The organism is Paraburkholderia sp. J7 (genome assembly GCF_905220155.1).
Classification (GTDB): domain Bacteria; phylum Pseudomonadota; class Gammaproteobacteria; order Burkholderiales; family Burkholderiaceae; genus Paraburkholderia.
Map to the genome: position 1 here is coordinate 355,680 of NZ_CAJMYZ010000003.1, position 20,119 is coordinate 375,798.

The 20,119-nt window shown below is 62.1% G+C and carries 18 protein-coding genes and 2 pseudogenes; 8 read left to right on the forward strand and 12 right to left on the reverse strand.

All coding sequences use genetic code 11. From position 1 onward, the window contains the following. The 3 genes from U5A58_RS07105 (at position 1) to U5A58_RS07115 (ending at position 3,766) form a co-directional block, all read left to right on the forward strand. On the forward strand, positions 1 to 1,002 hold the full coding sequence (locus U5A58_RS07105; protein ID WP_321960872.1) for an ABC transporter ATP-binding protein: 1,002 nt from the start codon (positions 1 to 3) through the stop codon (positions 1,000 to 1,002). Further along, entirely contained in the window at positions 999 to 2,033 is a 1,035-nt protein-coding gene (locus tag U5A58_RS07110; protein WP_321960873.1) for an oligopeptide/dipeptide ABC transporter ATP-binding protein, read from the forward strand. Before U5A58_RS07105 ends, U5A58_RS07110 begins: the two co-directional genes overlap by 4 nt. 92 nt (positions 2,034 to 2,125) lie before the next feature. After that, positions 2,126 to 3,766 (forward strand): OprD family outer membrane porin, encoded by a 1,641-nt coding sequence (locus U5A58_RS07115; protein WP_415774187.1) that lies wholly within the window; start codon positions 2,126 to 2,128, stop codon positions 3,764 to 3,766. 54 nt (positions 3,767 to 3,820) lie between these two features. On the opposite strand, the gene U5A58_RS07120 is transcribed toward U5A58_RS07115, so the two are convergent. From U5A58_RS07120 to mdeB, 5 genes and pseudogenes are all read right to left on the reverse strand, one after another. After that, a complete protein-coding gene (locus U5A58_RS07120; protein ID WP_233888066.1) occupies positions 3,821 to 4,162 on the reverse strand; it encodes a carboxymuconolactone decarboxylase family protein in 342 nt (113 codons plus the stop codon). Then, positions 4,146 to 4,589: a MerR family transcriptional regulator gene (locus U5A58_RS07125; protein WP_321918070.1), complete on the reverse strand. Its 444-nt coding sequence runs from the start codon at positions 4,587 to 4,589 to the stop codon at positions 4,146 to 4,148. The genes U5A58_RS07120 and U5A58_RS07125 overlap by 17 nt, the downstream gene beginning before the upstream one ends. 129 nt (positions 4,590 to 4,718) lie before the next feature. After that, positions 4,719 to 6,218 (reverse strand): SulP family inorganic anion transporter, encoded by a 1,500-nt coding sequence (locus U5A58_RS07130; RefSeq protein ID WP_321960874.1) that lies wholly within the window; start codon positions 6,216 to 6,218, stop codon positions 4,719 to 4,721. A gap of 310 nt (positions 6,219 to 6,528) precedes the next feature. Next, positions 6,529 to 6,723 (reverse strand): annotated as a pseudogene (locus tag U5A58_RS07135) (helix-turn-helix domain-containing protein); the annotation flags it as partial. 221 nt (positions 6,724 to 6,944) lie between these two features. Continuing rightward, complete coding sequence (gene mdeB, locus U5A58_RS07140; RefSeq protein WP_321960875.1) at positions 6,945 to 9,680, reverse strand: alpha-ketoglutarate dehydrogenase; 2,736 nt, start codon at positions 9,678 to 9,680, stop codon at positions 6,945 to 6,947. 153 nt (positions 9,681 to 9,833) lie between these two features. On the opposite strand from mdeB, the gene U5A58_RS07145 reads away from it, so the two are divergent. Next, on the forward strand, positions 9,834 to 10,361 hold the full coding sequence (locus tag U5A58_RS07145; RefSeq protein WP_321960876.1) for an Lrp/AsnC family transcriptional regulator: 528 nt from the start codon (positions 9,834 to 9,836) through the stop codon (positions 10,359 to 10,361). Between the two features lie 56 nt (positions 10,362 to 10,417). Here U5A58_RS07145 and U5A58_RS07150 read toward each other — a convergent pair whose 3' ends face one another. Then, on the reverse strand, positions 10,418 to 10,927 hold the full coding sequence (locus tag U5A58_RS07150; RefSeq protein ID WP_321960877.1) for an Lrp/AsnC family transcriptional regulator: 510 nt from the start codon (positions 10,925 to 10,927) through the stop codon (positions 10,418 to 10,420). A 211-nt stretch (positions 10,928 to 11,138) separates the two neighbouring features. On the opposite strand from U5A58_RS07150, the gene U5A58_RS07155 reads away from it, so the two are divergent. Beyond that, the gene (locus U5A58_RS07155; protein ID WP_321960878.1) at positions 11,139 to 12,155 is read left to right on the forward strand and encodes a 1-aminocyclopropane-1-carboxylate deaminase; all 1,017 of its coding nucleotides are present in this window, start codon (positions 11,139 to 11,141) and stop codon (positions 12,153 to 12,155) included. A 54-nt stretch (positions 12,156 to 12,209) separates the two neighbouring features. Next, positions 12,210 to 12,671, forward strand: coding sequence for a 1-aminocyclopropane-1-carboxylate deaminase (locus U5A58_RS07160; RefSeq protein WP_321960879.1), 462 nt, complete (start codon positions 12,210 to 12,212; stop codon positions 12,669 to 12,671). A 51-nt stretch (positions 12,672 to 12,722) separates the two neighbouring features. Here U5A58_RS07160 and U5A58_RS07165 read toward each other — a convergent pair whose 3' ends face one another. Continuing rightward, positions 12,723 to 13,619 (reverse strand): LysR family transcriptional regulator, encoded by an 897-nt coding sequence (locus tag U5A58_RS07165; protein ID WP_321960880.1) that lies wholly within the window; start codon positions 13,617 to 13,619, stop codon positions 12,723 to 12,725. 233 nt (positions 13,620 to 13,852) lie between these two features. On the opposite strand from U5A58_RS07165, the pseudogene U5A58_RS07170 reads away from it, so the two are divergent. After that, a pseudogene (locus tag U5A58_RS07170) lies at positions 13,853 to 14,047 on the forward strand (M20 peptidase family dipeptidase); the annotation flags it as partial. 45 nt (positions 14,048 to 14,092) lie between these two features. After that, positions 14,093 to 15,382 (forward strand): MFS transporter, encoded by a 1,290-nt coding sequence (locus U5A58_RS07175; RefSeq protein WP_321960881.1) that lies wholly within the window; start codon positions 14,093 to 14,095, stop codon positions 15,380 to 15,382. 625 nt (positions 15,383 to 16,007) lie between these two features. Here the strand turns inward: U5A58_RS07175 and U5A58_RS07180 are convergent. The 5 genes from U5A58_RS07180 to U5A58_RS07200 form a co-directional block, all read right to left on the reverse strand. Next, positions 16,008 to 16,172 carry a hypothetical protein gene (locus U5A58_RS07180; RefSeq protein ID WP_321960882.1) on the reverse strand — a complete coding sequence of 55 codons (165 nt, stop codon included), beginning with the start codon at positions 16,170 to 16,172 and terminating at the stop codon, positions 16,008 to 16,010. A 121-nt stretch (positions 16,173 to 16,293) separates the two neighbouring features. Then, positions 16,294 to 17,160, reverse strand: a complete 867-nt coding sequence (locus U5A58_RS07185; protein WP_321960883.1) for an alpha/beta fold hydrolase — start codon at positions 17,158 to 17,160, stop codon at positions 16,294 to 16,296. A gap of 8 nt (positions 17,161 to 17,168) precedes the next feature. Further along, the gene (locus tag U5A58_RS07190; protein WP_321960884.1) at positions 17,169 to 18,704 is read right to left on the reverse strand and encodes a methyl-accepting chemotaxis protein; all 1,536 of its coding nucleotides are present in this window, start codon (positions 18,702 to 18,704) and stop codon (positions 17,169 to 17,171) included. A 77-nt stretch (positions 18,705 to 18,781) separates the two neighbouring features. Then, positions 18,782 to 19,525, reverse strand: a complete 744-nt coding sequence (locus U5A58_RS07195) for an SDR family NAD(P)-dependent oxidoreductase (protein WP_321960885.1) — start codon at positions 19,523 to 19,525, stop codon at positions 18,782 to 18,784. A gap of 28 nt (positions 19,526 to 19,553) precedes the next feature. Further along, positions 19,554 to 20,099: a hemerythrin domain-containing protein gene (locus tag U5A58_RS07200; RefSeq protein WP_321960886.1), complete on the reverse strand. Its 546-nt coding sequence runs from the start codon at positions 20,097 to 20,099 to the stop codon at positions 19,554 to 19,556. Positions 20,100 to 20,119 lie beyond the last annotated feature (20 nt).

The following is a 20,119-nucleotide window of genomic DNA, read 5'->3' on the forward strand; positions in this document are numbered from 1 at the left end:
ATGGCCCTGCTCGAAGTCCAGGACCTGAGCGTGCGCTTCGAGCGCCGCGACGGGCCGCCCGTGAAGGTCGTGCACGACATGTCGTTTTCGCTCGATGCCGGCGGCACGCTCGGTATCGTCGGCGAATCGGGGTCCGGCAAAAGTCAAACCGTCATGGGGCTGCTGGGGCTGCTCGCCTCGAATGGCCGCGCCACCGGCCACGCACGCCTGCGCGGCGAGAACCTGCTCGCCATGACGCCCCGCGCGCTCAACCGCATTCGCGGCGACCGCGTCGCCATGGTCTTCCAGGACCCGATGACCTCGCTGAACCCGTTTCTCACGGTCGAACGGCAAATGACCGAAGCGTTGCAGTTGCATCGCAAGGTCACACGGCGCGCGGCCCGCCAGCGCGCAATCGAAGCGCTCGAACGCGTGCGCATTCCCGACGCGCCGCGGCGTATCGGCATGTATCCGCACGAGTTCTCGGGCGGCATGCGCCAGCGCGTGTTGATCGCGGCGGCGCTGATGATGGAGCCCGATGTGCTGATCGCCGACGAGCCGACCACGGCGCTCGACGTGACCGTTCAGGCGCAGATCATGGCACTGCTGCGCGAGATGAATCGCGAGCGCGGCACGGCCATTCTCCTCATCACGCACGACATGGGCGTGGTGGCAGAGCTTTGCGACGACGTCATGGTGATGTACGCGGGCCGCACAGTGGAGAAGGCAAGCGCGCGCGATCTGTTCGCGCATCCGCTGCATCCGTACACCGCAGGCCTGCTGGGCGCGCGGCCGCGCCTCGATGCGGCAGGCGGCGCGCCGTTGAGCACGATCCCGGGTAATCCGCCCATGCCGGGCAGCGGCGGCGCCGGCTGCGCGTTCGCGCCTCGCTGCGCGGCGGCGCTGGAGCGATGCCACACGCAGACGCCGCCGCTCGAATCCATCGGTGCGCCGCCCAATTCGCGTTCCCGGGCGTGCCATCTACCTATTGGCGATAGCGCCGAACTGGGAGCACGCGCATGACACATGACGCAAAGGCGCATGACGTGCCTGACGACGCGCTACTGCGCGTACGCGACCTTGCCGTGAATTTTCGCGTCGCACGCGGTCCGTGGCCGTGGCAGAAAGCGCAGTTGCGCGCCGTGAACGGCATCTCGTTCGATCTGCGCCGCGGCGAAACGCTCGGGCTCGTGGGCGAGTCGGGCTGCGGCAAGTCCACGCTCGCGCGCGCCGTGATCGGCCTCTCGCCGGTCGCTTCGGGCAGCGTGACCTGGCGAGGCGAAGAAACTGTTTTCGGGGCACAACGGCGCCTCGGGGCGCTGCGCCGCGGTGTACAGATGATCTTCCAGGACCCGCTCGCTTCGCTCGATCCGCGCATGTCGATCGGCGAGATCGTGGCCGAACCCTTGCGCACGCACGCGCCGCACGTGGGCCGCAAGGAGATCGCGCGCCGGGTGCTCACGATGCTAGAACGCGTGGGCCTGAACGCGCATCACCTCGAACGCCGTGCGCACGAATTCTCGGGCGGTCAGTGCCAGCGCGTGGGCATCGCACGCGCGTTGATCGGCGAGCCTGCGCTCGTGATCTGCGATGAACCGGTCTCCGCGCTAGACGTCTCCATTCAGGCGCAGATCGTCAACCTGCTGCGCGACCTGCAACGCGACCTCTCGCTCTCGCTGCTTTTCGTCGGCCACGATCTCGCCGTGGTCAAGGCGCTCAGCCATCGCGTCATGGTCATGTACCTCGGCCGCGTCATGGAACTCGGCACGCGCAAGGCGGTGTACGACGAGCCCGCGCACCCCTACACACACGCACTGCTCGACGCCGTACCGGTGGCCGACCCGGCGCGTGCCCGCGAGCGTCACGCGCCGCTGCTACGCGGCGAGATCCCCTCGCCACTCAATCCGCCTTCGGGCTGCGCATTCCGCACGCGTTGCCCGAAGGCCTCGGCCCAGTGCGCTGCTGCGGCGCCTGAACCGGCCGCCACCGGCCCCGGCGGCTCGATCGTCGCCTGCTGGCACCCGCGCACAGCCGGCCACTCCACCGCCGACTGAAATACCCGCTTCACGCATGCCGGCGGGCGTCACAAGCGATTCGCATTCCTTATCGATTGCGAATCAACGACAACCACACGAAGGGAGACATGATGAAAAGAGAACACAGAGACAAGAGCCGCGGCGCGCGACTTGCGCTACTCGCGCTCGGCCTGCCGCTCAGCCTTGCAGCGGTTGCACAAACCACAAGCGTTCAGCAGAGCACACCGGGCGGGCAGCCCGCTGCGCAAGTGCAAGCTCAGCAAGCCGTGCCAGTCAAACCGAAAAAGCCCCGCCACAAAGCGCGCCGCAAATCGGCCAACAGCGCCGCGCCAGCGAACGCGCAAGCTGCGACCCAGGCGGAACCCTCCTCAGCCGCGGTACAAATGCACGCGCCGCGCGTCGACCCGCTCGTGGAGCCCAACGCGGTCGATCGCCTCGCATCCGGCGCGCCGGATCAGCACGCCGACCAGGCAGTGCGAGCCGACAACCCGAAGCAGCCGCAATCGAGCCAGTCGCAAAGCAAGGGCTTCATCGCGGATAGCAGCCTCACCCTCAACCTGCGCAACTACCTGGACCACTTCGACAACGAAGGCGGCCCGCATCGCCATGCGTGGGTGCAGGGCGCGATGCTCGACTACACCTCGGGCTATACGCAGGGCCTCGTTGGTCTCGGTCTCGACGCGTCGCTCTACGGCGCGCTGAAGCTCGACGGCGGCCAGGGCGCGGGGAACATGGTGCACGTGGGCAAGGATGGCGGCGGCTCGAACCAGCTGGCGTGGGCCTACCCCGGCATCTGGGACGTCAAGGCCCGCATTTCCGATACGGTCGCGAAGTACGGTCTGCAAATGGTCTCGGACAACCCGTTCTTCGAGCCGCACGACAACCGCGCGCTGCCGCCCACCTTCCTCGGCGCCTCGCTCGTAAGCAAGGACGTGTCCAACGCGGTGCTTCAGGCAGGCAGCTTCACAAAGGTCAATCCGCGCGGCCACACCAATCTCGTCGATCTCTCGACCTCGTACGGCGGCGTGAAATTCAAACGCTTCAGCTACCTGGGCGGCAGCTGGGACTACAGCAAGGACGGGAGCCTTTCGCTTTTCGCCAATCAGGCCGACGACGTCTGGCGCCAGTACTACGCCTCCTTGCAGCAGAGCTACGGCGACCCTTCGACGATCAAGTGGACCGGCTTCTTCAACATCTACTCGACACACGATCAGGGCAGTGCGATGCAGGGTCCCATCGACAGCAACGCGTACAGTCTTTCGCTCGCCGCACAGCACGGTCCGCATTCGCTCCTGCTCGGCTACCAGCAGATTCTCGGCGACCAGTTCTACGACTACGTGAACGAAACGGCGGGCGACTATCTCGTCAACTCGATGGACGTGGACTACAACGCGCCGCACGAGCAGTCGTTCCAGGTGCGCTATGGTTTCGATGGCGCCTATGCGGGCCTGCCGGGCGCGAAGGCGATGCTCTGGTACGCACTCGGCTGGGGCGCCAACGCGTCGGCGGGTGCAGCCGCCAATCCCACGCCCGCGAGCCCGTTCTACAACCTGTACTGGCGGAACGGGCAGCCCGTGCACGGGTCGCACCACGAATTCGGCTTCATTCCGAGCTATACGCTGCAAAGCGGGCGCTTCAAGAACACGAAAATCACCTTCATCGCCATGTGGCATCACGCGTCGAAGTACTACTCCGACCCGAGCAACCAGGAATTCCGCCTCGTCATCAACATGCCGTTGAAGCTGTTCTGAAGCGCCGCGGTCGTCACGCGGCGATGCGGGCCGCCGCCGCGTGCGTCGTGCGCTTCAAGCCTCGCGTGCAAACACCTCGCGCGCGGCGAAGAGGCCGTTGAGCGCCGCGGGAAAGCCCGCGTACACGGCCATCTGCATGATCGTCTCGACGATCTCCTCGCGCGTGAGGCCCACGTTCAGGCCCGCGGCGATATGGACCTTGAGTTGCGGCTGCGCGTGGCCAATGGCCGTGAGCGCCGCGATGGTGGCGATCTCGCGCGAGCGAAGGTCCAGACCCGGCCGCGCGTAGATGTCGCCAAATGGAAATTCCAGCAGATACTGCGCGAAATCCGGCGCGATATCGGCGAGCGAGTCGATCACGTGCTCGCCGCCGCTGCCGTCAATCGCCGAGAGCATGCGCTTGCCTCTTGCGAGGCGGCTTTCCTGCCGGGCGGCGCTGGTCTGATTTGTCGTTTCGTGCATTCTCGTTCCTTTGCATGGCGTGGGAATAACCTTCGATCTTGTTGTCGAGGACGAGAAGACACGCCTGGAGTTCGGCCACCTGCGCACGCACCGCTTCGCGATGCGCCGCCAGCAATTCGCCGCGCTCGCGCTCGGTTGCCTTGCCGGCCGCGCGCAGCTGCGCGTAGCGCAACATGCCCTGGATCGGCATGCCCGTGGTCTTCAGACGGCCCAGAAAACCGATCCATTCAAGCACCGAGCGGTCGTAAGCGCGCTGGCCCGTTTCGTCGCGCACCGCATAGGGAATCAGCCCGATGCGCTCGTAGTAGCGGATCGTATGAGCCGAAAGGCCCGTGAGCGCGGCCAGTTCGCCAATCTTCATGCGCTTCTCCTCATCGACGTTCTGAATGGTGGGACTTCGAGTGCACTCCAGGTCAAGCATTTTTTTGGCGCGGTTATCGCATCGCGCAAGCATAAACAAAAAAGGCGGGGTATCCCCGCCTCCGGCACATCAAACGGAAACCCGCACCTCCACCTCCGCGCGCGCCAGCAAGCCGCTGCAACGCGGCGAAAGATGCGCGAATACGACCCGCTTGCCCGCACGCTCGTAGCGCCCCTGCACCGCTTCGAGCGCAGCGATGGCCGAATGGTCCGCCACTTGCAGATGCGCGCAGTCGATCGTGACGTGCGCGGGATCGCTCTGCGGATCGAACAGCATCTGGAAGTGCGTGGCCGAGGCGAAGAACAGCGTACCGCGCGGCACGTACACGCGCTCGCCCGCAGCGATGTCGCGTGTCTCGCAGCGGAACTCGCGCGCATGCTGCCACGCAAAATTGAGCGAGGCGATCACGATGCCGCAAAGCACCGCCGTCGCGAGATCCGTACACACGGTGATGATTGTGACCGCAACGATCACCACGGCGTCGTTGCGCGGCACCTTGTGCAGCACCCGCAGCGAGCCCCAAGCGAAGGTTTGCGCAGCCACCACGAACATCACGCCTACGAGCGCCGCGAGCGGAATGCGCTCGATCAGCGGCGAAAGGAAAAGAATGTAGAGCAGGATCATCACGCCGCTCGTCACGCCCGAGATGCGTGCGCGACCGCCCGAGCCGAGATTGATGACGGTCTGGCCGATCATCGCGCAGCCACCCATCGCGCCGAACAAGCCCGAAGCGACGTTGGCCGCGCCGAGCGCCACACACTCGCGGTTGGGGCGGCCGCGCGTGGCCGTCACGTCGTCGGTGAGGTTGAGCGTGAGGAGCGTCTCCAGCAGCCCCACCATCGCCATCAGTACCGCGTAGGGCAGCACGATCTTGAGCGTGGCGAGGTCGAACGGCACGGCGGGCAGCGCAAACGTCGGCAGGCCGCCTGCAATGTGCGCCATGTCACCGAGCGTGCGCACCGGCAGGTGCAGCCACTGCGCGGCAAGCCCCACACCGACGATCGCCACGAGCGCGGGCGGCGCGGCCTTCGTCACGCGCGGCAGCACGTACACGATCGCCATGGTGAGCGCAACGAGCCCCGCCATCAGCCCGAGCGCCGGGCCGTGCATCCACTGCGGCCCCTGCGGGCCGGGCACCTTGAAGTGCTCGAACTGTGCGCGCGCAATGATGATCGCGAGGCCATTGACGAAGCCGAGCATCACCGGATGCGGCACCATGCGAATCAGCTTGCCCAGGCGCAACGCCCCGAACAGCATCATGACCATGCCGCTCAGCACGACCGTGGCAAACAGATACTGCGGGCCATGCTGAACCACGAGCGCGACGATCACCACGGCCATCGACCCCGCCGCGCCCGAAATCATCCCGGGCCGGCCGCCGAACAGCGCCGTGATCGTACAGATGAAAAATGCGCCGTACAGGCCCGCGAGCGGATTGACGCGCGCGACGAGCGCGAAGGCGATGCACTCGGGCACGAGCGCAAACGACGACGTGATGCCCGCGAGCAGTTCGCTACGCAGCGACGAAAAGCGGGAAGAGCGGCGCGAGCCGGAACGGTCGGATTCCATGAAGCGTTAGGGATTTGCGGCAGATTGGCTGGATGTCGTTACCACGCCCCACGCGGCGCGTGGGCTCGAAAGGGGCGGGGAAAGCACGGCGCGCGAAGCGGCGGTGTGGCGCCGCTTTCAGGAGGCCCGCGCAGGCGCACGCGCGCCATGGCACGGTCCAGACGGACGAAAGGGCGCATCCTAGCATGATTGCCGTACGGTCGCCGGCGAGCGTGCGGGTTGCGGGTAGCAAACACGGGCCGTCATGAAGCGCCGCTCGCAGACGAAATCGACGAATACGCGCAAGCGCGACGGTCACGCCCGCAATGCCTCACGCAGTCCCGTTAGCTGTGCGCGCACCAAATTTCGCCCGGTACGCGCTCGGACTCGTCAGCGCGATGCGCCTGAAGTGCCGCCGCATCGATTCTTCGGAACCGAATCCCGCAAGCTCGGCAATACGTGCGATGGCGAGGCGTGGCCGGGACTCGAGCAGATCGCGCGCAACCGCCACGCGCTCACGCAAGACCACAAAAAGCCCGCGACTCAGGCGGGCTTCGGGGTTCGACGCTGAAATCCGTCTCAGTGGATCTTTTCCACGATAAACCGTTGTGGCCCGCGTGGTCACAGGCCCGTCAACTGGAGGCGGCTGTCTCGTCGTTCCGGCTTGTCCAGCAACAATGATCTGGGTGCGCCGGCGGGCGAGATAGCGGGTTCGTGACGCGGCATGGTTGACGCCGCTCACAGCGCCTACCGCTCCCAAGGCGCCGCCGCCGGCGCGCCCTTGCCATAACGCCGCCGCGCCTCGCCGACCGCATCGGTCTGGATCTCCCCCTCATCAGCGAGTGCCTTCAGCGCGGCGAGCACGATCGACGCGCGGTCGACCTCGAAGAATTCGCGCAGCGCCGCACGCGTATCGCTGCGCCCGAAGCCATCGGTTCCGAGCGTCACATAGCGGCGCGGCACATACGCGCGGATCAGCTCCGGAATCGCACGCACATAGTCGGTCGCCGCGATCACGGGTCCATGTGACGCCGCAAGCGCGGACGTGACATACGGCACATGCGCGACCTCGCCCAGTCGCTCGAGCCGCTCGGCCTCCATACCGTCGCGCTGCAACTCGGTAAAGCTGGTCACGCTCCACACGGCAGCAGCGATGCCCCACTCGTCCCTCAGCATCTGCCGTGCAGCGAGCACCTCGCCGAGAATCGCACCGGAGCCGAGAAGCTGCACACGCGCTGTTTTGCCCGGTTCGGCTTCGCACGACCCATCAGGCAGGGGATAAATCCCCTTCAGGATGCCCTCGCGCACTGCCTGTACACCGCCTTCAGGGACCGACGGCTGCGCGTAGTTCTCGTTCATCACCGTTACGTAATAGAACACGTCACGCTGCTGCTCGACCATCTCGCGCATACCGGCATCGATGACCACTGCTACCTCATAAGCGAATGCCGGATCGTAAGCGCGGCAGTTCGGGATCGTCGAGGCGGCCAGATGGCTGGTGCCGTCCTGATGCTGCAGCCCTTCTCCGCCCAACGTGGTCTTGCCGGAGGTGGCCCCGATCAGGAAGCCGCGTGCGCGTTGATCGGCAGCGGCCCAGACGATGTCGCCGATGCGCTGGAACCCGAACATCGAGTAATAGATGTAGAACGGCAGCATCGGCAGATCGTGCACGCTATACGAGGTCGCCGCCGCAATCCACGACGACACCGCGCCCGCCTCCGAAATGCCCTCTTCGAGAATCTGCCCGCTGGCGTCCTCGCGGTAATAGAGCATCGAGCCGAGGTCTTCAGGTTCGTACAGCTGCCCCAGCGGCGAATAGATGCCGACCTGGCGGAACATGTTGGCCATGCCGAACGTGCGTGCCTCGTCGGCGACGATCGGCACTACCCGCGGGCCGATCTCTGCCTCCTTGAGCAGCGCGGTCAGCATGCGCACCAGCACCATCGTCGTGGACATTTCACGGCCATTCGCCTCCAGCGCGAATTGCCCCCAGGTTTGCAGCGAAGGCACGATCAGCCCCTTCGTTGCGACTCTCCGCCTTCTGGGCAGATAGCCCCCGAGTGCTGCCCGGCGTGCATGCAGGTACTGCATTTCCGGGCTGTCTGCTGCTGGCTTGTAAAACTTCACCTGTTCGACATCCTCATCTGAGAGCGGCAAGCGGAAGCGGTCACGGAATGCTTTCAGGTCGTCAAAATCGAGCTTTTTCTGCTGGTGCGTCGTCATTCGACCCTGGCCGGAGGCGCCCATGCCGAAGCCCTTCATGGTCTTCGCGAGGATCACCGTGGGTTGACCGCGATGCGCAAGCGCGCGGGCGTAGGCCGCGTGCAGCTTGCGCACATCGTGCCCACCGCGGCGCAGACGGTCGATCTCGTCATCGCTCAGTTGCGCGGCAAGCGCGGCGAGTTCCGGATTCTGGCCGAAGAAACGGGCCCGGTTATACGCGCCGTCATTCGCCGAGAAGGTCTGGAACTGGCCGTCGACCGTATGGGCGAAGGCACGCATCAGGGTCCCCGTGCGATCGCGCGCAAACAGCGCGTCCCAGTCCGAGCCCCACACCACCTTGATCACGTTCCAGCCCGCACCGCTGAAGTGCGCTTCCAGTTCGTCGATGATGCGTCCATTGCTGCGCACCGGACCATCGAGCCGCTGCAGGTTGCAGTTGATCACGAACACCAGGTTGTCCAGCCCTTCGCGCGCCGCGAGCGAAAGCGCACCGATCGACTCCGGCTCGTCCATTTCACCGTCGCCGAAGAAGCCCCATACCTTGCGGCCTTCAGTGTGTGCGAGCCCCCGGTTCTGGAGATAGCGCATGAAGCGCGCCTGGTAGATCGAATTGATCGGGCCGATGCCCATCGAGCCGGTCGGGAACTGCCAGAAGTCCGGCATCAGCCATGGGTGCGGATACGAACACAAGCCCGGCCCGGAGATTTCCCGCCGGTAATGCTGAAGGTGTTCCTCGTCGAGGAAGCCTTCGAGGTAGGCACGCGCATAGACGCCCGGCGACGAGTGCGGCTGAAAATACACGAGATCGCCGCCTGAGCCCTCGCCTGCTGCGGAACCGCTCGCGCGAAAGAAATGGTTGAAGCCGACTTCGAACAGATCCGCCGCTGACGCGTAGCTCGCAATGTGCCCGCCAAGTTCGCCATACGCCTTGTTGGCACGTACCACCATTGCCAGGGCATTCCAGCGCAGCGCCGCAGCGAGCCGCTCTTCGAGTTCGATATTGCCTGGATAACGTGGCTGCTGGTCGAACGCAATCGTGTTGACGTAGGGCGTGACACGCGTGCGGGACGACTCGACACCCAGCGACAGCGCATAGGCGGCGAGCCGGTCGAACAGATACTGTGCGCGCTCACGCCCGGCGTGCGCGACGACGCCTTCGAGCGCCTCCAGCCACTCCGCCGTTTCCGTGGGATCGCTGTCTTTCTGAACCTGCTCCTCAGAAGGCTGCAACTGCACCGCACCGCTCGACAAATCCGTCATGACATCACTCCCGCATGGAGGCATTCGGTTCACAGATAGATGTGATAGATGTTAACCACCAAGCCGCAAAATATGCCTCTCATTTACTTGCCCTGCGGGCTCGCCGTAGTGTATTTATTCTGCGTATGACCTCATTTCCGGAATATGTCATCTATGACGACGCCACCCAAACGGCTCGACCGCATCGACATCGGGATACTCAGCCAGTTGCAGCAAAATGCCCGCATCACCAATTCCGAGTTGGCGCGTGCGGTCAACCTGTCGCCGACGCCCTGCTTCAACCGGGTGCGGGCGCTCGAGAAACTCGGGCTGTTCAAGCAGCAGGTGACGCTGCTCAATCCGGAGCCGCTGGGACTGCGGATCAACGTGTTTATTCAGGTGAGTCTGGAAAAACAGGTTGAGGAGGCGTTGCAGCGCTTCGAGCGGGCCATTTCGGAGCGCCCTGAGGTCATGGAGTGTTATCTGATGACCGGCGACGCCGACTACCTCCTGCGCGTGGTGATGCCCGACATGCAGACCCTCGAGCGCTTTATCCTCGAACATCTGACGAAAATACCCGGGGTGTCGAACATCCGTTCCAGCTTCGCGCTCAAGCAGGTTCGCTACAAGACGGCATTGCCCCTGCCCGCGTCGGGACTCACGCTGGTCGATCCCGATGACGTGGCGACCGAGTGGCGCTAACCGTGATTGCGCGTGACGCGTCGCGTATTGGAGAGATCACGCGGCGCGCCTGATGCCTAGAGAGGAATGCTCGTGGTCGAAAGAATCTCCTTGAGCACCACGAAGGTCCTGATCTGCCGTACCCCCGGCAAGTAAAGCAACTGCTCCGCGTGGAGCCGGCTGAAGCTGTCGCTATCCTTGGTGCGCACCAGCATGAAGTAGTCGAACTCGCCGGTCACGACATGACACTCCAAACAGCCCGACACTTTCTGCGCGGCTTTTTCGAAGTCGGCGAACGACTCCGGCGTCGAGCGATCGAGCACCACGCCGATCATCACCAGCATGCCGGCGTCGAGCGCCTTCGCGTCGAGTAGCGCCACCACGCCGCGAATCAGACCCATTTCCTTGAGCCGCTCGACGCGTCGCAGACACGCCGGCGCGCTCAGATTCACCTTGGCCGCGAGCGCCACGTTCGAGATCGATGCGTCGCGTTGCAGTTGACGCAGGATGGCGCGATCGACCCGATCGATCTCAAGGCTTGACTGGCGGGCCTCGGCCGCAGGCCCACGAAATTTTCTTGCTGGCATGGCGGTTCCGGAGAAGTAAAAGTAGGTCAAAAATATCACTAACCTACTTCAAACCACAATTCGCCAATATCTTCGCAACCAAGTTTCTTCCAAACTTTTCTACCATAGACTTCATCGCAGCATTGGCTGCCACGGCATCGGCAGAAGGCCGCGGGCTTCGAGCGCTCGGAGCGAGTCGGTGCCGAGACTCTTTTTCTCAACGGAGCCTCGCATGAACCTGAAGAAATTCCCTCGCCATTCGCTCACCTTCGGCCCGACGCCGATTCAGCCCTTGACGCGCCTGAGCCAACACCTGGGTGGCAAAGTCGAGCTGTACGCGAAACGCGAGGATTGCAACAGCGGTCTCGCGTTTGGCGGCAACAAGACCCGCAAGCTCGAATACCTGATTCCAGAAGCGCTCGCGCAGGGCTGCGACACGCTGGTTTCGATCGGCGGCATCCAGTCGAACCAGACCCGTCAGGTCGCCGCAGTCGCCGCGCATCTGGGCATGAAATGCGTGCTCGTCCAGGAAAACTGGGTCAATTACTCCGATGCCGTATATGACCGCGTCGGCAACATTCAGATGTCGCGCATCATGGGCGCGGACGTGCGTCTCGTCTCGGACGGTTTCGATATCGGCTTTCGCAGGAGCTGGGAAGACGCACTGGAAAGCGTGCGTCGGGCAGGCGGCAAACCTTACGCGATTCCGGCCGGCTGCTCGGATCATCCGTTGGGCGGGCTGGGGTTTGTGGGCTTCGCAGAGGAAGTACGGCAGCAGGAGACCGAACTGGGCTTCAAGTTCGACTATATCGTCGTGTGCTCGGTGACGGGCAGCACGCAGGCGGGCATGGTGGTCGGCTTTGCGGCCGACGGCCGCTCCGAGCGCGTGATCGGTATCGACGCCTCGGCCAAACCCGAGAAGACGCGCGACCAGATCTTCCGGATCGCCAGGCAAACTGCCGAGAAGGTCGAACTGGGCCGCGACATCGTCGCCAGGGATATCGTGCTCGACGAACGCTACGGCGGCCCTGAATACGGGTTGCCGAATGAAGGGACCATGGAAGCGATTCGCTTGTGTGCGAGACTCGAAGGGATGCTGACCGATCCGGTATACGAAGGCAAGTCGATGCAAGGCATGATCGACAAGGTGCGGCTCGGCGAATTCCCCCCCGGTTCGAAGGTGCTTTACGCTCACCTGGGCGGCGTGCCGGCGTTGAACGGTTACAGCTTCCTGTTCCGCAACGGTTGATACGGCCGCAGGTAAAACGCGTACGGGTGTCTGAAACGGGAAACGGAGAACGTCATGCAATCACGTGGTGAAACACACGCCTGGCGTTGGAGTCGCGAGCCTTCAAGCCTTACGCAAGTCTGCATCGTCATGGATGGCAGCGTCGCGGACAGCTTCGCGCAGGCCCTGCTGGCGCGTACTGGTGACTCGCCACAAGTAGCTTTGCTGCGCCTGACCGATCCCGCAGCGGCACATGCCGAGTGGCTTGCCTCGCGCGAGTCCAGTCAAGGCAGAGCACGCAGAGCGGAAAATGCGCTCGAACAGACCATCGATCGTCTCCCCCGCGACAGCCGCCTGTTGCTGTGTTGCCAGGATGTAGCTGCACTGGAGTGGTTGGGCGGCGTAATCGGGCAGCGGGTTTTCTTCGCCCAGTATCGTCCCGGTGTAGACGAGGAACTGCATCTCACCGCCATGACCCGCAGTGTTGAAGATGCGTTACGCGCATCATTGACGGAAAAGTGGGGCGACAGCTATTGACTGTAGCGTGCATCGCGTGAGGCCGCTGAAGCGCCTCGCGTGTTGCACGGCTCACGACTCGTCCTGCAGTTGTTCGATCAACTGCAGGACGAACTCTTTCAACGGGGCCGACAGCATGCGACCAGACAAGGTCTGAATCTGCACGCTGCGCAGCGCCATGCCTGGATGATCGATCGGGATCGCTACGAGGCCATCCGCCTCTAGCCGCGCCTGCACTGTGAACCGGCTTGTGAGGGACACGGCGCCTGAAAGCTGCGTAAAAACACACAGCGTACTCGAGTTATTGCAGGTAAAAACCGGATCGAACAACAGACCTTCAAGACTCGATACCACATCGAACATTTGCCGGATCGTTGTGCCCCGATCGAGCAGCGCAATCGGAAAGCGTTGCAGGTCGGCGAGCGACACGCCGGTGCGCGTGGCCAGTTCATGGGTACGTCGCATCAGCGCATAGATTGGCACGCCACGCGCGTATTCGACCCGGATCTCAGGGTCTCGCGCAACACTGAAGGTCAAGCCGATATCCGCCTCGCCGTTGCGCACGCGCAGCGTCACGTCCTGAGGCGCGGTCACCGTCAGCTCGAAGCGCGTGCCCGGCGACTTCTCCAGAAAGCGTGCGATCGCACGAGGCAACATGTCCCGCGCAAAAGCCTCCGTGGAGGCGACACGAATCGTGCTTCGGTCGAAGGAAGCAAGGGCCTTGATTTCCTCGAGCACCTGCTCACCTTCGAGCAGGGCTCTTCGCACATGCGCGGCCAGCAGCTCGCCAGCCTTGGAAAGCGCCATGCCGCGCGGTTGCCGCTCGAATAGCGGATACCCTACTTCGTCTTCCAGTTTCGCAATCTGCCGGCTGATTGCCGAGATCGTCACGTGCAATTGCTCGGATGCTTCGCCCAGCGAGCCCGTATTGGCAACGGCCAGAAAGTAACGAAGAGAGGCGCTGTGCATGCGGGAGGCGCTGATTTGCGCTTTTGGAAAAGGGAGGCCGCGAATAAGTCAATTGTGGTGCGGCTTTTGGCCTCGTACGCTTGGTTCATCGAAGCAATCCCAGGCAACGCACCAGCCTGCCGGCGAGGATCATGATGACACGCGCTAAAGCGATAGACAACGCCATTTCATATTTCGATTCGGGCGAATTTCTGCGCGATCTGGAGCGCAGGGTCGGCGTGGCGACCGAGAACATCCTGGACATGCCGACGATCGGGATTCCCCATTCGTATGCCGCCTGCTCCCAGCATGCGCCGAATGAACATCTGCTCGCAAACGTGGCACGCGAAGCGCTGCAGATCGTGGCCGGTCTCTTCTGGGATCTTGGTGCATCGGGCTTCATGGTCCGGAAGCGCCGCCAGCAGGACATCCTCAGTGAACCGACGTAATCCCTTTACCCTAGCGAATACTCCCCCTATCTAAAGGAGAGTCAAATGCATACCGCCGCAACTTTGACCGATACCGCGTCGATCGAGACCAGGCGTTCCAGCTTCTGCTGGATCATCATGGCCGCCTCGATCGGCAACGCACTCGAATGGTTCGATATCCTGATCTATGGATTTTTCGCCACGACCATCGCCAAGACGTTCTTTCCTGCTTCGAATGCGACAGTTTCGCTCCTCGTGACGCTCGGCACATTTGGCATTTCCTATCTCGCCAGACCGGTCGGCGCACTTGTGCTAGGGGCCTACGCAGACCGGCGCGGCCGCAAGACATCGATGCTGGTGTCGATCGTCATGATGATGTTCGGCACTGCCATGATCGCCCTCATGCCGGGCTACTCAACGATAGGCGTCGCGGCACCGATAGCGGTCGTGTGTGCACGTCTGATCCAGGGGTTTTCGGCGGGAGGCGAGTTCGGCAGCACGACGGCCTTCATGGTCGAGCAGGCTCCCGAGCGCAAAGGCTTCATCGCCAGCTTCCAGTTCGCGAGCCAGGGCTTGAGCTACCTGCTTGCAGCCGGGCTCGGGGCAATCCTGACGAATACCCTCGATGCGGCGTCACTGCAATCCTGGGGTTGGCGATTGCCCTTTCTCTTCGGCATCCTGATCGGCCCCGTGGGTCTTTATCTACGCAAGCACGTTCACGAAGGACACAGCTTCCAGGAAGCGAAAACACAAGAGTCGCCGATCAGCACCGTGTTCGCGCACCAGAAGGGCCGGATGCTGCTCGCGATCGGGGCACTGGTCCTGTCGACCGGAACCAGCTACGTCATTCTTTACATTCCGACCTACGCGGTCCACGAGCTTCACTTGCCCGAGAGCTTCGGTTTCACCGCAACGGTGCTTACGGGCGCAATTCTCACGTTCGTCACGCCGTTCATCGGCCACCTCTCCGACCGGATCGGACGAATTCGGGTGATGAGCTGGGCTGGCATCGTCTTCACGCTGACCATATACCCAGTTTTCCGGAGTCTCGGCGACCATGCCAGCCTTGCGGGCCTCATGGCGATGATGGCATGGGTGGGCCTGCTCAAAGCGGTTTATTTCGGGGCGTTGCCCGCATTGATGGCGGAGACGTTCCCGGTCGATACGCGGGCAACTGGCATGGCGATCAGCTACAACATCGGTGTGACCATTTTCGGCGGCTTTGCGCCGCTCATCGTGGCCTCGCTGATTCAGGCCACCGGCAACAAACTGGCGCCGGCCTTTTACCTGACACTGCTCGGCGTCATCAGCCTGTTTGCGCTATGGCGGTGCCGCAAGACGCTGAATCTGCGCTGAGAGAGGCTAACGCAGCCGGGACATCAGCCATGAGCCCTTTATCCATGGTGACCGAAGGACAGCGAATACATGCGATGTAGACACTGGGGCTGATCGAGTCCGCCCGCTGCGGGCTTGACCTGTCGCCCTGCTCCTCCACATTTGAGCCCACCGCCTCGGCCACACCGTCGATCACGGTGCAGTTGCAGCGTCTGGTCGACGCGGGCAATACGGTTAGCAGCGCAACGTCGCGGACCGTGTTTTGCCCCGTAACCGCCGCGACCTTAAGCGCATGTCGAATCTCGTGTGGTTCGATGACCGGCGGTTTTGCCATCCCGTAATGCCCTCGATATTGAACGCATTACGAGGAAGTATGGTCCCGCCTGCTTGCAAACACAACCAGCAGGCGCGGCAAATCGGACCTCCTCGGAAAAATCCGCCCGCCGCCTCCGCCAGCCCGCCCCCTCGCCTGGCGCAAGCCGCGCGACACTGGCCCGTCGCCTGCACACCATGACGTTTGCGCCGGGAACCGGCGGACGCGGGACAGGGCTTGCCCGGATGGTTAGTTGCACACGAAACTGGTACGGCCCGCCGTTCTGGACGACGCACGAAGCACTCGCCACATTGCCCCGCGCGACAACTCCCGTCACGCTTCCTGGGTCATCGGCCCGTGCTGGACCAGATACGGCTGGCGAGACAATTTACCCCGTCCAAACCTCACAACCAGGCGGATCTCCTTCGGGCGCCGCATCAGGCAGTAGTCGGCCAGGAAGAGCCTTTGATCCGTACCCTCGCCGAGACGTTCGGACATCGGCTCCGCCCGGCAAACGGTCATTGGACTCAGGCAAAGGCACACACCCTCAACGACCGCAGGAACGAGACTCCGACTAGCCCATTCGCAGGGGGCAGATCACAAGTCATGCCAAGTAATCTTAATTGGACAGGAAGTCCAACACCATGCGATTGAAATTGTCCGCGTGTTCCCACTGCACCCAATGACCACAGCGATTGAACATGTGAAATTCGGCATTAGGGAGGCCCGCCACAAGACGGAGGCCGATGTCGTAGGGAAGAAAGCGATCCTCCCTCCCCCATACGACCAGTGCAGGTGCCTTGATCTCGTGGAGTTGCGTTTGATAGTCCGAGAATTGCTTCGGATTGACGGCCATGCTCTTTACCCAGTTGTCGAGGTGGTGCTTGCTGGCCAGCATATTGGCCACTCTCTGTTGCAGCAGATCGTCGGTCAGGGTCGAGGCATCGTAGACAAACACATTCATCATGCGCTTGACGTTCTCAAGCGTCGGCTCCCTGTACACAAAGTTCAGGAGCTTGATCCCTTCGGCCGGCTGCGGAACGAACATCGAGGGTCCGGCGGTGCCGCCGCCCATATAAACCAAGCGGTTGACCCGCTCGGGGTTCTTCAAAGCAAACGCCGTAGCCGAGTGGGCACCCATCGAATTGCCCACCACGCTTACTTTATCGACCTGGATTTGGTCCAAAACAGCGCGAACGACCTGACCATTGAATTCGGAACGGGAGCCTCGGTCGATGACGACCGGATCGCTCTTTCCGAAGCCAGGCATATTGATCAGCAGAAGGCGGTATCCAGCACCAGCAAACGCGTCAATGTTCCGATAGTAGTTGGCCCAGCCAGTGGCACCGGGGCCCGAGCCGTGGAGCATGACCACTACGGGATCCTTGCTGTCCCCAATGTCGTTGTAGTGCACCTTGTACCTGGTGCCCTCGACCTCGACTGCCACCTCACGGCTCGCCTGCACTGCATTAAACCGCAAACTCATATTTGCTCTCAAACGTTGAAAATGGCGACTGTCCGCGACAGTTGGGCCGATTCGGCGCGCAGTTGTTGCGCCGCGGCCGATGCCTGTTCAACCATTGCTGCGTTGCTCTGCACCTGCTGATCCATCTGGGTAACGGCCTGGCTGATCTGCTCGATGCCCTGAGCCTGCTCCTGACTCGCAGAACTGATTTCCCCCATGATGTCCGCTACCCGGGTGATGCTTTGCACCATCTCCTTCATGGTTGTCCCCGCTTCATCAACCAGACGTGTCCCGGCACCGACTTTGGTAACCGAATCATCGATCAGGTCTTTGATCTCCTTTGCCGCACCAGCCGAACGTTGAGCCAGCGAACGAACCTCACCGGCAACCACAGCAAAACCACGACCCTCTTCCCCAGCCCGTGCAGCCTCAACCGCGGCGTTCAGCGCGAGGATATTGGTCTGGAAGGCGATACCTTCAATCGTACCGATGATGTCCGAGATCGAATTCGCGCTGCGATTGATGTCCTGCATGGTTTCGACAACACGGGTCACGGCCTGGCCGCCACGGGCCGCCACTTCAGAAGCGCTACGAGCCAGCGTATCCGCCTGGATCGCGTTTTCAGCATTGAGACGCACAGTCGAACTCAGTTGCTCAACCGATGCAGCCGTTTCTTCCAGCGATGCTGCCTGCGACTCCGTGCGGGAACTCAACTCCTGATTGCCCTGCGCAATTTGCGCCGATGCGTTCTTGATGGACTCCGAAGAGTTACGCACGTCGCTCACGATACGACTCAGACTCTGGCTCATGTCGGCCAAAGCGCCCAGAACTCGTCCCGTCTCATCCGTAGAATGCGTGTCGATTCGTTGGGTCAGATTCCCATTCTTCACGTTCTGCGCAACCTGCACCGCCGTATTGAGCGGAGTGGCAATCGCACGAATCAACCAGGCGGAAAATCCGAATGCCATCAGCCCACCGGTAAACACGCCGACAACACAAAGCACTCGAACGATTTGATAGTTTTCCTGCGAGCGCTCGTACTCGCGTTTAGCCAGCTCGCCCTCCAGCTTCACCATCCGGTCCAGTCCGTCTTGTACTGGGATATAAAGCGTTTCGAGCGGCCCTCGTGAGATACCGTCAATGGCTGAGATATCGTGGGCTGACATCGCCCGCATAGCCGGCTGCACCACGCCGGCAACGAACTTTCCGAATACCGGCACGAAGGCATCGGTCTCTGCCTTTTCTTCAGGAGTCAGGTTCTTCGTGTAATCCACCCACGCTTGATCCCCGATTTGCATATCGCTCTTAAAACTCTGAAGCTTCGCATCGATAGACTCTTGCTTAGTATCCAGCGCCGAGGATGCAATGGTGAATCGCAGACGATTCAGCGCGGTGTTCATTAAATCGATACGCTGAATGGAAACCAGTCTCGCCTCGTAGACTTCGTGTAGTGAATCGTTGACTCGACTTAGGCTCCAGAGCCCCATCAGGCCGCCGGCTAACAGCAGCACACTCAATGCAGTCATGACGGCGATCAGGCGCGCCTTGATGGTGAGGCTTTTCAAAGTTCAATTCCCCGATTAATACAATAGACACAGGCGCATTTCGCCGCCCCACGTCCGCGCAACGCGGTCCTGCAAGGTCAGATCGTCATGCCGCCGTCAACGCTTAGGGTCGTTCCCGTCACGTACTGCGATTGATCCGACAGTAGCCATAGCACAGCATTCGCAACCTCGGCGGGCTGGCCGATTCGACGCATCGGGATCATTCCATCCAACAGATGGACATCGCCGCCCGTGCTGCGCATGTAATTCGGCGTCTCGGTGGCACCCGGACACACGGCATTCACGCGAATGTTCTGAACCGCGTACTCCTTGGCGACTGCGCGGGTCAGCCCCACCACCGCGTGTTTGGCCGCCACGTAATGGGCAATGCCGTTCATACCACGCAATCCGAAGATCGAGGCGTTATTGACGATGGCGCCCGCGCCAGTACGCAGCATCGCTTCGACCTGATACTTGACACCGTAATACACGCCCTTGAAGTTCAAGTCGATCACCCATTCCGCTTCTTCGACTGGCGTTTCGTGAATGGGTTTGAAATCGCCGTGCCCGCCAGCGTTGTTGAATGCGAAATCGAATCGACCGAACGTTTTCTCCACGAATTCAACCAGCGCTTGATTGTCTTCTCGCTTCGAAACGTCGGCCTGGAAAATTGTCGCCTCACCACCCAAGGCTTCGATTTCTTTCTGGACTGAAACCAGCTTGTCTTCGTCACGACCAGCCAGAGCAACCGCAGCGCCTTCCCTGGCGAGTTGCAGCGCAGCCGCCCTACCCATTCCAGAGCCGCCACCCGTCACCAGTCCAACCTTCCCTTTCATCAACATCTTCGTATCCTTTTCTTGTCGCAGCGAGTTACGCGGCCTCTGCCTGTGATTCGGCAGGCACCCGATTCTCGTGTACCAGATTGCGCCGCAATACCACAGCCTGACCACCATGAGTTTTACCGTTGATCCACGCGGACAAGGACGAGTCCATATAGTCCGCGTGGCCCGGAAACCAATCCATCAGCGATTGCGCGAGTCTATGCACAGCGCCCAGACCAATCTGACCGATAGCCGCAAGTTGATGCACCTGAAAGACCGAACCAAGAACTTCATCGTGCTGATCTCGATGGCACCTGGAATAGACTTCCGGAAAGCCCGTTTTGTCCATCCACGCGTGTTCAAGATCGAAGTGGGAGATCAAATGTTTTTCCACTGCATCGAGGGCGGCCAATGCGGTGTGTGCCGTACTGTTGCGCAATGCGGTGACAACCTGAACGAACTCACGATGTTCTTCGTCCATCGGACCGTGCCCGAGTAGCAGAGCATCACCCCATTCGAGCTTTTCGACGTGCCCGGTCGTTCGCTGTGCATGGTGTGCGTGATGGTCACTATGATTAATCAGTTGAGCGTTCATTTTCGATTCCCCACTTCGGT

Bases quoted from the DNA above. Each gene is read 5' to 3' on its own strand.
- U5A58_RS07105 (WP_321960872.1), top strand. From the start codon at position 1: ATGGCCCTGCTCGAAGTCCAGGACCTGAGCGTGCGCTTCGAGCGCCGC.
- U5A58_RS07110 (WP_321960873.1), top strand. From the start codon at position 999: ATGACACATGACGCAAAGGCGCATGACGTGCCTGACGACGCGCTACTG.
- U5A58_RS07115 (WP_415774187.1), top strand. From the start codon at position 2,126: ATGAAAAGAGAACACAGAGACAAGAGCCGCGGCGCGCGACTTGCGCTA.
- U5A58_RS07120 (WP_233888066.1), bottom strand. From the start codon at position 4,162: ATGCTCTCGGCGATTGACGGCAGCGGCGGCGAGCACGTGATCGACTCG.
- U5A58_RS07125 (WP_321918070.1), bottom strand. From the start codon at position 4,589: ATGAAGATTGGCGAACTGGCCGCGCTCACGGGCCTTTCGGCTCATACG.
- U5A58_RS07130 (WP_321960874.1), bottom strand. From the start codon at position 6,218: ATGGAATCCGACCGTTCCGGCTCGCGCCGCTCTTCCCGCTTTTCGTCG.
- mdeB (WP_321960875.1), bottom strand. From the start codon at position 9,680: ATGACGGATTTGTCGAGCGGTGCGGTGCAGTTGCAGCCTTCTGAGGAG.
- U5A58_RS07145 (WP_321960876.1), top strand. From the start codon at position 9,834: ATGACGACGCCACCCAAACGGCTCGACCGCATCGACATCGGGATACTC.
- U5A58_RS07150 (WP_321960877.1), bottom strand. From the start codon at position 10,927: ATGCCAGCAAGAAAATTTCGTGGGCCTGCGGCCGAGGCCCGCCAGTCA.
- U5A58_RS07155 (WP_321960878.1), top strand. From the start codon at position 11,139: ATGAACCTGAAGAAATTCCCTCGCCATTCGCTCACCTTCGGCCCGACG.
- U5A58_RS07160 (WP_321960879.1), top strand. From the start codon at position 12,210: ATGCAATCACGTGGTGAAACACACGCCTGGCGTTGGAGTCGCGAGCCT.
- U5A58_RS07165 (WP_321960880.1), bottom strand. From the start codon at position 13,619: ATGCACAGCGCCTCTCTTCGTTACTTTCTGGCCGTTGCCAATACGGGC.
- U5A58_RS07175 (WP_321960881.1), top strand. From the start codon at position 14,093: ATGCATACCGCCGCAACTTTGACCGATACCGCGTCGATCGAGACCAGG.
- U5A58_RS07180 (WP_321960882.1), bottom strand. From the start codon at position 16,172: ATGTCCGAACGTCTCGGCGAGGGTACGGATCAAAGGCTCTTCCTGGCC.
- U5A58_RS07185 (WP_321960883.1), bottom strand. From the start codon at position 17,160: ATGAGTTTGCGGTTTAATGCAGTGCAGGCGAGCCGTGAGGTGGCAGTC.
- U5A58_RS07195 (WP_321960885.1), bottom strand. From the start codon at position 19,525: ATGTTGATGAAAGGGAAGGTTGGACTGGTGACGGGTGGCGGCTCTGGA.
- U5A58_RS07200 (WP_321960886.1), bottom strand. From the start codon at position 20,099: ATGAACGCTCAACTGATTAATCATAGTGACCATCACGCACACCATGCA.